A 9,920-nucleotide genomic window follows, 5' to 3' on the forward strand; every position below is an offset into this window, starting at 1 on the left:
CTGCAGCCCTCGATTTTTCGTCGACGATCACGCCGATCGCGCTCGCCGCCGCGGCCAGCGTGTCCGCGAGGGCACCGACCGTGTCGTGCAGCCGTCGTGACCGTTCGAGGTGGGCGGCGAGCGGGTCGGACGCGGAGCACGACGCGCCGCCCTCCCACACCGCCGGCACCGACGCGAGCCGATCGCGTTGCTCGTCGACGCCCGTGCCGAGTACCGACCACACCGTGCGCACGGCGTCGGCGTCGGACGCGAGCCGCGCGACGTCGAGTCCGCGTTGCGCCTCGTATCGGTCCGTCAGATCGGACATCGTGACGGTCGACGCCGCACCGATCCGATGTGCGCGCGGCAGGAACTCGGCGAAGAACCGGAGACCGACGGCACCGGCGTCGAGCAGGTCGTCGATACCGGTGGGACCGCTCACCGCGGGCCTCGCACGTCGGCGTCGATTTCGGCGAGCGCAGTCACCTGCCGATCCAGCTCGTACCCGTAGCCGTCGGCGGTACGACCCAGGAGGTCGGCGACGCCGGTCGCTTCGTCGGACCACGCCTCGAGCACCCGGCGCAGCCGACGGTAGCCCGCGTCCACCGCATCCCCGCGACCGCGATAACCCGGGCCCGCGGCACCCGCATCGAAGCAGAGTCCCCCCAGCGCACGCTGCCACTGCCGCTCGGTGCCGGCCACCGCGCGACCGAGACCAGCCGCGATCGCACGTACCTCCGACACGTCCACTCGCACGCCGTCGGCGTTCGTTCTCCCGTGCCCCACGCGCACCTCCCCCGCGGCACCGCCACCGTGGCAGGGCCGTCGTAGGGATTGGACGCAGGCGCGGGATCGTCGGTTCCGCTCGGGATGGAACGACTCAGACTGCGGCGACCGCGTCGGCCAGACGATCGGCGAGGACCCGCGCCACGGTGTCGTCGGCCGCCTCGACCATGACGCGCACGAGCTGTTCGGTACCCGACGGACGCAGCAGCACCCGGCCGGTGTCGCCGAGTTCGTGCTCGGCTGCGGCAACAGCCTCGACGACGGCGGGGTGGCCCGCGACCGCCGTCTTGTCGGAGACGGGCACATTGATCAGTACCTGGGGCAGGGTCCGCATCACCGACGCGAGGTCGGCGAGCGTCGAGCCCGTGATCGCCATGCGCTCCATCAATCGCAGACCGGTCAGCACCCCGTCACCGGTCGTGCCGTGGGACGGGAAGACGATGTGGCCGGACTGTTCGCCGCCGAGGCTGAACGAGCCCCGCCGCAGTTCCTCGAGGACATAACGGTCACCGACCCCGGCGGTCACGACCGTGATACCGGCCTCCCGCATCGCCAGGTGCAGACCGAGGTTGCTCATCACCGTCGCGACCAGTGTGTTCTCGTGCAGTTCCCCGCTGGCGCGCATCGCCAGCGCGAGGATCGCCATGATCGCGTCACCGTCGACGATCGACCCGGCGGCGTCGACGGCCAGGCAGCGGTCGGCGTCCCCGTCGTGCGCGAGCCCGAGGTCGGCGCCGTGCTCGACGACGGCCTTCTGCAACGCGTCGAGGTGCGTGGATCCGCAGTTGTCGTTGATGTTGAGGCCGTCCGGTTCCGCACCTATCGCGATGACCGTCGCACCGGCGGCGGCGTAGGCGGCAGGAGCGACCCGGGAGGCCGCGCCGTGGGCGCAGTCGACGACGACCTTCAGGCCCGCGAGCGGGGCCGTGGTCGCGCCGGCCAGATGTTCGAGGTAGCGGGCGGTCGCGTCGGTGGCGACGCGGACCCGTCCGATGCCGGCACCGGTGGGCCGCTCGGGCGTCTGCTCGCCGTGCAGCAGCGCCTCGATACGGTCCTCGACGGCGTCTTCGAGTTTGTGGCCACCGGCCGCGAAGATCTTGATGCCGTTGTCCGGCATGGGATTGTGCGACGCGGAGATCATCACCCCGAGGTCGGCGGTGTAGGCGTCGGTCAGGTAGGCGACCGCGGGGGTCGGCAGCACCCCGACCGACAGCACGTCGACACCGGCGGCGGTCAGGCCCGCGGTCACGGCCGCGTCCAGCATCTCGCCGCTCGCGCGGGGGTCCCGGCCCACGACCGCGACCGGTCTGCGCCCGTCGGTACCGGCCGCGAGCACCGCGGCCGCGGCACCTGCGATCCGGACGGCGAGTTCCACCGTCAACTTCGCGTTCGCAAGACCGCGAACACCGTCGGTACCGAACAACCGCCCCATGGACAACCTCTCGTGTCGTAGATCCGGCGAGCCCCCGCCGGGGAGAACCGCCCGAGCGAACAGGGCGGGAATGCACAAGAGCAGGCGTCCGGTAGTAGTTCTCTACCGGCGCCTGCTCTCGTGGTCGAACAGGTGCCGAGGCCGACCACGGGGTCAGCGTCGGCAACACATCAGCGCTTGGAGTACTGAGGTGCCTTGCGGGCCTTCTTCAGGCCGTACTTCTTGCGCTCGGTGGCGCGGGCGTCACGCGTGAGGAAGCCGGCGCGCTTGAGAGCCGGACGATCCTCGGGCGAGACCTCGATCAGCGCACGCGCGATGGCGAGACGCAGCGCGCCGGCCTGGCCGGACGGGCCGCCGCCGGTGAGGCGAGCGTGGATGTCGAACGACTCGGTGCGCTCGACGGTGACCAGCGGGGACTTCACGAGCTGCTGGTGCACCTTGTTCGGGAAGTAGTCCTCGATGGTGCGGCCGTTGAGCACGAAGTTGCCGGAGCCGGGCACGAGGCGGACGCGGACGACGGCCTCCTTGCGGCGGCCGACGGTCTGGACCGGACGGTCGAGCACGATCGGGGCGGGCGCAGCGGCGACCTCGTCGACCGCGTACTCCTCGACCACGTTCTCGACCGAGTCGTCGCCGTACTCTTCGTTCACGTTCTGCTCAGTCACTGGGCCACCTGCTTGATCTCGAACGGAACCGGCTGCTGCGCGGCGTGCGGGTGGTTCGGGCCCGCGTAGACCTTCAGCTTCTTCGCGATGGCGCGGCCGAGCTTGTTCTTCGGGAGCATGCCGGTGACGGCCTTCTCCACGAGGCGGTCGGGGTTCTTGTCGAGAACCTCGCCCACCGAACGCGCACGGAGACCACCCGGGTGGCCCGAGTGGTGGTAGAGGAACTTGTCGGTCCGCTTGTTGCCGGAGATGGCAACCTTGTCGGCGTTGATGATGACGACGAAGTCACCGCCGTCGACATGCGGAGCAAAAGTGGGCTTGTGCTTGCCGCGGAGCAGGTTCGCCGCCTGCACCGCGAGGCGGCCGAGCACCACGTCAGTGGCGTCGATGACGTGCCACTGGCGGGTCACGTCGCCGGCCTTCGGTGTGTACGTAGACACAGATCTTCCTCGTCTATCGTTTCGCTGCTGGCCCGCGCATCGCCGATGATCACCCTCGGCGGCCAGTTGAGACCCGAGAAGCGACGTCCACCGGGCACGAGGCCACGGCAGCGCACGACACGCCAAACGGACACGATACCGGTCCGGCCACACGGCGGTCAAAACCGGCCGTCGGGCAAGCGCACGGAACCGCGACGCCCCGGCAGCCTCTCCACCACCGGGACGCCGCGGCCCACACGGATGTGTCACACGGCCAGCGGCATCACCTCGAACCCCACTGGCGGGTGAGCCCGTCTTCGAGATCGACCATGTTCCGGTTGCCGGTCGCGACCGACGCGCCGATCTGCCCGAGAATGAAGTTCAGCTCGAAGGCAGCGGTGTTCCACTTGGTCTGCGACTTGTAGTACTCCTCCTGGGCGGTGCCGTCCCAGGTCTGCACGAACCGCTCGGCCGTCGTTCCGACGGTGTCGAGCTCGTCGTTCATCGCGCCCTGCAGCGCGGTGAGGTCCTTGTACACCTGATGGACACCCGCGAATTCCTGCCTGATCTGTTTGACCACGGTCCTGTTCTCCCTGCCTCAGTTGATCCGAACTGCCCTGTCGATCCGAACTCTGCGCGCGGTGGCGATCAGGTGTAGCTGCCCTTGAGGGTGCTGCCGACGTCGGCGATCGCGCGTGCCTGCTCCTCGACCGCCTGCTCGTACGAGTGCCCGTTGGTCCGGATACCGGCGGCGATCTCCTCGAGCGCATCGTTCATGTTCCGGGAAGCCTTGTCCCAGTCCGCCATCACGATCCCGAACATCTCCTGCGAGTCGCCGCCCCACACGTCGCCGGACCGCCCGACGATCGTCTTGAGCTGGGCGAGAATGTCGCCGAGGACCTCGCGCGAGTTGTCGATCTGCTGCGCCGCGCCCAGCATCTCCGCGACATCGGCGACAACCTGCTGACCGCCCTTCCCACCGTCCTGCACATCGGACATTTCCGTTTCCCCTCCTCGTTCTCCGCGCCGCGACCGGACCCGGTTCCCCCTGCGGTCCGGGCCGGATTGCGCCCTACACCTGGTTCGACGTCACCTGTGTCCGATCGGTTCCCCTCGAACCGAAAACTCGTCGGGCCGGATGTTCCGGCGCTACTCGACCGCGAGTGTGTGGACGGCCTGCTCGCATTCCTTGCCGATCCCGGCCCACTCCCCCACCAGGAACTGGCAGCCCACCGCGACCTGCCATCCACGGTCGACGACCACGAACCAGCGCACCGTCGAGAACTCTTCGGGCACTTCGGTGTAGGCGATGACCGACCGGTCCCCGAAGGTGGTGTCGGTGTCGAGGTCACGGATGATCCCGCCGCGTTCGGCAGCCCGGCGTTCGAGCACGGCAGCGACCGCGGCCTCGTCCATGCCGTCCCGGAGTCGGCTGTGCACCACCACGATCCGCCGGTCCTCGCCGCCGCCGGGAACGAGTTCGCTGCGTCCGCCGCCGGTGCGTGCACCGCCAGTGTCGCCGATGTCCCGGAGCCGCCACTGCTCGGGTAACTCGATGCGCACCGGACCCAGTTCGAATCGGGTCGACGGCGCGCGCGTCGACGGCACCGCCGCGGTCGGCACCGCGCTCCCGGCCTCCTCCGCGACCGCGTCGGTCTCCGGTGGAGCGATCGTTCCCGCGTCGCGCCCGAGGAGCACCCCACAGGCCACAGCGACGGTCGCGACGGCGGCGGCGAGAACCCACCACCCTCGCACCGGCGGACGCGGTGGCGGTTCCGCCGCGCGCACATCGGCCAGCCACTGCGCCGTCGTCGGGACGGTGGACACCGGGACGTCCGCGGCGGGCGGGGCCGTGAGAGCGGCGAGCATCTCCGACGCGGCGACCGGCACGACCCGGATGCCGCGGCCGAGCCGCTCGCGGATCTGCTCGCACAGCGCTGCGCCGGACGGTTCACCCGGAACACCCGCGACGATCAGGACGTCCGGATCGACGGGACCGGCGACGGAGCCGATCAGTTCCTCGAAGCGCGCGAAACCGTGCGCGGTGTCCAGATCCGTGGCGCCGAGGTGGCTGTCCACCGCGGTGCGGTCGACGGGCGGCGTCATGTCCGACGCCGGGGCCGCTCCGAGCAGCGACGCGGTGATCTCGCCGTCCGCCACCTCGACGACGACACAGCGTTCCACCGCCGACGCGGTCACCGCCTGCCGCGCCGCGACCGCCGCCGCGGTGAGGACGGCGTTGCGGGCGACGTTTCGCGCTGCGGTGTGGGCGATCTCGCGGCGCCGTTCGCTCCATCGAGTCGGATACACCATCGTGACGGTGCCCGCGTCCGGGGGCGCGGAGACCGCGGCCGCCGCGTACTGCACCAGCCCGATCAGTGCGCCGGTCAGGTCGGGGCCGTCCTCGGTGCCGGGCCGGTCCCCGATCCGGGCGACGACGTCGAGGTGGGTCTCGGACGGGCGGCGCGCGGCCGCTTCCGCGAACACGAATCCGCCGCCGATGTCCGCGGCGAGCGCGGGACAGTCGAGCGTGACGTCCGCCCACCGCGCGAAGACCCGGCCGGGCGCCAGGAGCAGGCCAAGCGTGTCGGGTTGGCTCACTGTTCGGGGACCCACGCGACCTGGACGAGCGATTCGCCGCTGCGCTGCACCATGATGCCCCGTCCCGGCGGCATCCGGCTCGGCCGGATCGCGCCGAGAAGTGCTCCTTCGTCGCGGTTTCCGCTCATGATCAGACCCGCCGACGACAGCTCGCGCAGCCGCCCGATCACCGGTTCGAACAGCGCACGTCCCGCGCCGCCGGAGCGGCGGGCGATCACGAGGTGCAGACCGATGTCCTTCCCGTGCGGCAGGTACTCGACCAGCGGCGCCAGCGGATTCTGGCCCGAGGTGGCGACCATGTCGTAGTCGTCGACGACGACGAAGACCTCCGGCCCCGTCCACCACGATCGGTCCCGCAGCTGCTGCTGGGTGGTGTCCGGGCCGGGCAGCCGCTTCTCGAACACCGCGGCCAGGTCCCGGGCCATCGCGGCGAGCACCGCCGCGGACGGCGCGTATCCCCCGAGATGATCGCCTTCGACGACACCGAGCATGGTGCGCCGGTAGTCGCCGACGATGATGCGGGCCTGGGCGCCGGTGTTCGATTCCATGAGGCCCCGGCAGATCCCCCGCAGCAGCGCGGTCTTGCCGCAGCCGGAGTCCCCGAACACCAGCAGGTGGGGGTTCTCCGCGAAGTCGAGCCACACCGGCGCGAGCTCCGCCTCGTCGATTCCGATCGGGACCCGCAGCCGCTCCGCCGTCGGCGCGTGTGCCGACGCGGGGGTGCCGGCCGGAAGTGCGGCGAGCAGCGCCCGGTGTTCGACGAGTTCCGGCAGCATCCGCACCGGCGGTGCCGGACGGCCCGGCGTCGCCGTCGCGATCGCGTCCACAGCGGCGGCCACCGCCGCCCCGAGGTCGTCCGCATCGGAACCGCCGTCGACGCGGGGCAGCGCCGAGAGCACGTGCAGTCCCTCGCGGTCGATGCCGCGTCCGGGCCGGTTCGCCGGGACGGTCTCCGCCTTCTTCCGGCCGAATTCCGAATCCGCCGGATCACCGAGGCGCAGTTCGAGGCGGGTACCGAGGTGGTCGCGCATAGCGGGCCGCACATCCCCCCAGCGTGGAGCGGTGACCACGACGTGGATCCCGTAGGACAGGCCCTGCGCCGCGAGGATGCCGATCGGATGCTCGAGGGCTTCGAAATCGTTCCGGATGCTGGGCCACCCGTCGATGACGAGGAAGACGTCGCCGAAGGGGTCTGCGGACGTGTCCACGAGCCGGTCGCCGCGCAGCCGGCGCAGCTGCGCCATCGACTCGATCCCCCATTCGGCGAAGATCCGTTCGCGGCGCCGCAGCAAGCCGGTCATCTCCGCGACGGTGCGGCGCACCCGGTCGGCGTCGAGCCGGCCCGCGACCGAGCCGACGTGCGGCAGTCCCGCCAGCCCGGCGAGTGTGCCGCCACCGAAGTCCAGGCAGTAGAACTGGACCTGTTCGGCGGTGTGGGTCATCGCCATCGACATGATCAGGGTGCGCAGCATCGTCGATTTCCCGGAGCGGGGGCCACCGACCACCACGGCGTTGCCCGCCGCGCCCGCCAGGTCGACGACGAGGGGGTCCCGGCGCTGGTCGAAGGGCCGGTCCACGATGCCGATCGGGGTGCGCAGGGTGGCGTGCCGCAGCGTCTCACCGGTGAGCAGCGACCGCGGCACGATCCGGTCGAGACTCGGTGACTCGTCGAGCGGCGGCAGCCACACCTCGTGCGCGGGCAGGCCGTGGCCGTGGACCCGGTCGACGAGAACGTCGAGCACCGTGCGGCCGTCCGGCACCGCGTCCGGGACGGTCGCGTCGGGGACCGGCATCGGCGGGGGCAGCTCGGTGGGCACCTCCCGCGCCGTGAACAGCCGGGGCCGGGCCGCACCGGGTCCGCGGGTGCCCGGGTTCCGGTGCGCGGCGCGGCCGGGTTCGTAGGGGCCGGAGACGTAGGCCGCGGCGAACCGCACGATCTCCGCGGAATCGCACTTGAGATAACCGGCACCCGGCGACGACGGCAGGTGGTAGGCGTCCGGCACACCGAGCACACTGCGGGATTCGTTCGCCGAGAAGGTCTTCAGTCCGATCCGGTAGGACAGATGACTGTCGAGACCGCGCAACCTACCCTCGTCGAGGCGCTGGCTGGCGAGCAGCAGGTGCATGTGCAGCGACCGGCCGAGCCGGCCGATGGCGGCGAACAGATCGGCGAAATCCGGTTGCTGGGTGAGCAATTCGGAGAACTCGTCGACGACGATGAACAGCGCGGGAAGCGGCGCCAGCGGCGCACCCGACGCCCGCGCCCGCTCGTAGTCCCCCACGTTCGCGAAATTGCCTGCTGCGCGGAGCAATTCCTGCCTGCGATTCATCTCACCCTCGAGGGCGTCCTTCATCCGGTCCACCATCGCCAGTTCGTCGGCGAGGTTGGTGATGACGGCGGCCACGTGCGGTGCCCGGTCCAGACCGAGGAACGTGGCGCCGCCCTTGAAGTCGACGAGCACGAGGTTCAACGCGTCGGGTGCGTGCGTCGCGATCAGGCCCAGCACGAGTGTTCGCAGAAACTCCGATTTTCCGGAGCCCGTGGCCCCGATGCACAATCCGTGCGGCCCCATGCCGTTCTCCGCGGCTTCCTTCAGATCCAGTTCGACCGGGGCGCCGTCGACACCCACACCGATGGGGACCCGCAGCCGGTCCCGGCCCCGCCGCGGCACCCAGGCCCGGGCGGGGTCGAACTGCGCCGGATCGCCGAGACCGAGCAGGTCCTGCCAGGTCGACGGCCGTTCGTCGCCACCTCCGTTGTCACCGGCCGTCACCGCGGAGATGCGGTAGGGAGCCAGACGCCGGGCCATGGTCTGCGCCTGTGCGACGCTCAGTCCGTCCGCCCGCGCGAACGCCTCCACCGTGCTGCCCGCCCGAGCACCCAGATTCCCGCCGTCCGATTCCGTGCCGTCCGACTCGCTGCCGTCGATGACCAATTGAAGTCCCCGGGTCGCGGCGAGCCGAGGCACGAACCGGCACAGATCGAGCACCACGACCGAATCGATCCCGCCGTCGTCGAAGACACCGGAACCGGACCCGTGGACGCCGCCGTCGACCACGACGACGATCTGCGGCACGCCCTCCACCGCGGGGGCGTTGCGCGCGAAACGGCCGCGCATCGCCAGCTGCGGTCCGAAGACCGTCTCGAGCTCGAGCATCGAGCCGAACACGGTCCGTGCGCTTCCCGCTCCGTCGCGCATCTCCGGATGCTGGGCGTGGGGAAGCCATTTCACCCATTCCCACTCCGCCGCGGTGTCGGGACCGCACACCACCGTGACCTGCAGCACATCCGGTCCGTGAAAGGTGCACAGCTGCACCAGCATCGCGCGGGTGAGCCGTCGCGCGGCATCCCGGTCACCGTCGATCGCGACCACGGGGAAACCCCGCAACGACACCGCGGTCGGCAACGCGGCCACCACCGAATGGGTGCGCACGAACCGGCGCAACGACACAGCCGCAATCGGTTCGAGGTCCTCGACCGGACCGGTCTCGGGCGGGATCAGTCGTGTCGCGAGTCGTTGACCGCCGAGGCCGACGCGCACATGGCAGTAGTCCGCATCCGTCACCCGCCGTTCCCACATGCGCACCGTTCCGGCGAGGGTCCAGGCCAGCGCCGGGTCCGGGTGTGACCACTCGAGTGCCCGGCGCTGCCGGTCACCGGTGTCGGTCACGTCTCGGCGCAACTGATCGAGGTACCGCAGATAGTCCTTGCGATCCTCGTTCGCCTCCGCGCTGCGCGCCCCACCCCCACGACCGCCGCCGGCGAGCATCCCGAGCACCGACACCATCATCATGACGGGGAAGATCAGCGACATCGGGTTGCGGGCCATCCCGGAGGTGAACATCAACGCGACCATGCCGATCATCGCGGCGATCATCACCAGCGGCAGCAACTTCATCAGCAGGTTGCCCGGGGTCGCGCGTGGAATCTCCGGTGGCGCTTGCAGACTCACCTCACCGCCCGGGATGCGCGGCGCCTCCCGACGGGCCCTGCGCACGAACCGCACCGTACTCACGGCAAACTCCCCCGACGTGAGG

General features: G+C 70.7%; 8 protein-coding genes and 1 pseudogene. All 9 read right to left on the minus strand.

Going from position 1 to position 9,920, the window contains the following annotated elements; all coding sequences use genetic code 11:
• Positions 1-421, minus strand: a pseudogene (locus tag I0Q12_RS14315) (hypothetical protein); the annotation flags it as partial.
• The gene (locus tag I0Q12_RS14320; RefSeq protein WP_197252548.1) at positions 418-765 is read right to left on the minus strand and encodes a hypothetical protein; all 348 of its coding nucleotides are present in this window, start codon (positions 763-765) and stop codon (positions 418-420) included. The gene I0Q12_RS14320 and the pseudogene I0Q12_RS14315, both read right to left, overlap by 4 nt.
• Positions 766-859: 94 nt before the next feature.
• Entirely contained in the window at positions 860-2,197 is a 1,338-nt protein-coding gene (gene glmM, locus I0Q12_RS14325) for a phosphoglucosamine mutase (RefSeq protein WP_197252549.1), read from the minus strand.
• A gap of 170 nt (positions 2,198-2,367) precedes the next feature.
• Positions 2,368-2,847, minus strand: a complete 480-nt coding sequence (gene rpsI / locus I0Q12_RS14330; RefSeq protein ID WP_374068702.1) for a 30S ribosomal protein S9 — start codon at positions 2,845-2,847, stop codon at positions 2,368-2,370.
• Between the two features lie 11 nt (positions 2,848-2,858).
• Positions 2,859-3,302 (minus strand): 50S ribosomal protein L13, encoded by a 444-nt coding sequence (gene rplM, locus I0Q12_RS14335; protein WP_197252551.1) that lies wholly within the window; start codon positions 3,300-3,302, stop codon positions 2,859-2,861.
• A gap of 262 nt (positions 3,303-3,564) precedes the next feature.
• On the minus strand, positions 3,565-3,861 hold the full coding sequence (locus I0Q12_RS14340; protein WP_197252552.1) for a WXG100 family type VII secretion target: 297 nt from the start codon (positions 3,859-3,861) through the stop codon (positions 3,565-3,567).
• Positions 3,862-3,929: 68 nt separating this feature from the next.
• Complete coding sequence (locus I0Q12_RS14345; protein WP_197252553.1) at positions 3,930-4,280, minus strand: WXG100 family type VII secretion target; 351 nt, start codon at positions 4,278-4,280, stop codon at positions 3,930-3,932.
• A 150-nt stretch (positions 4,281-4,430) separates the two neighbouring features.
• Positions 4,431-5,882: a type VII secretion-associated protein gene (locus I0Q12_RS34870; protein WP_197252554.1), complete on the minus strand. Its 1,452-nt coding sequence runs from the start codon at positions 5,880-5,882 to the stop codon at positions 4,431-4,433.
• Positions 5,879-9,898: a type VII secretion protein EccCa gene (gene eccCa / locus I0Q12_RS14355; RefSeq protein WP_197252555.1), complete on the minus strand. Its 4,020-nt coding sequence runs from the start codon at positions 9,896-9,898 to the stop codon at positions 5,879-5,881. Before eccCa ends, I0Q12_RS34870 begins: the two co-directional genes overlap by 4 nt.
• Positions 9,899-9,920 lie beyond the last annotated feature (22 nt).

This window comes from Rhodococcus sp. CX (assembly GCF_015865005.1).
Classification (GTDB): Bacteria; Actinomycetota; Actinomycetes; order Mycobacteriales; family Mycobacteriaceae; genus Rhodococcus.

Excerpts from the sequence above, each read along its gene's own strand:
- glmM (WP_197252549.1), bottom strand. The coding sequence starts at position 2,197 with ATGGGGCGGTTGTTCGGTACCGACGGTGTTCGCGGTCTTGCGAACGCG.
- I0Q12_RS14345 (WP_197252553.1), bottom strand. The coding sequence starts at position 4,280 with ATGTCCGATGTGCAGGACGGTGGGAAGGGCGGTCAGCAGGTTGTCGCC.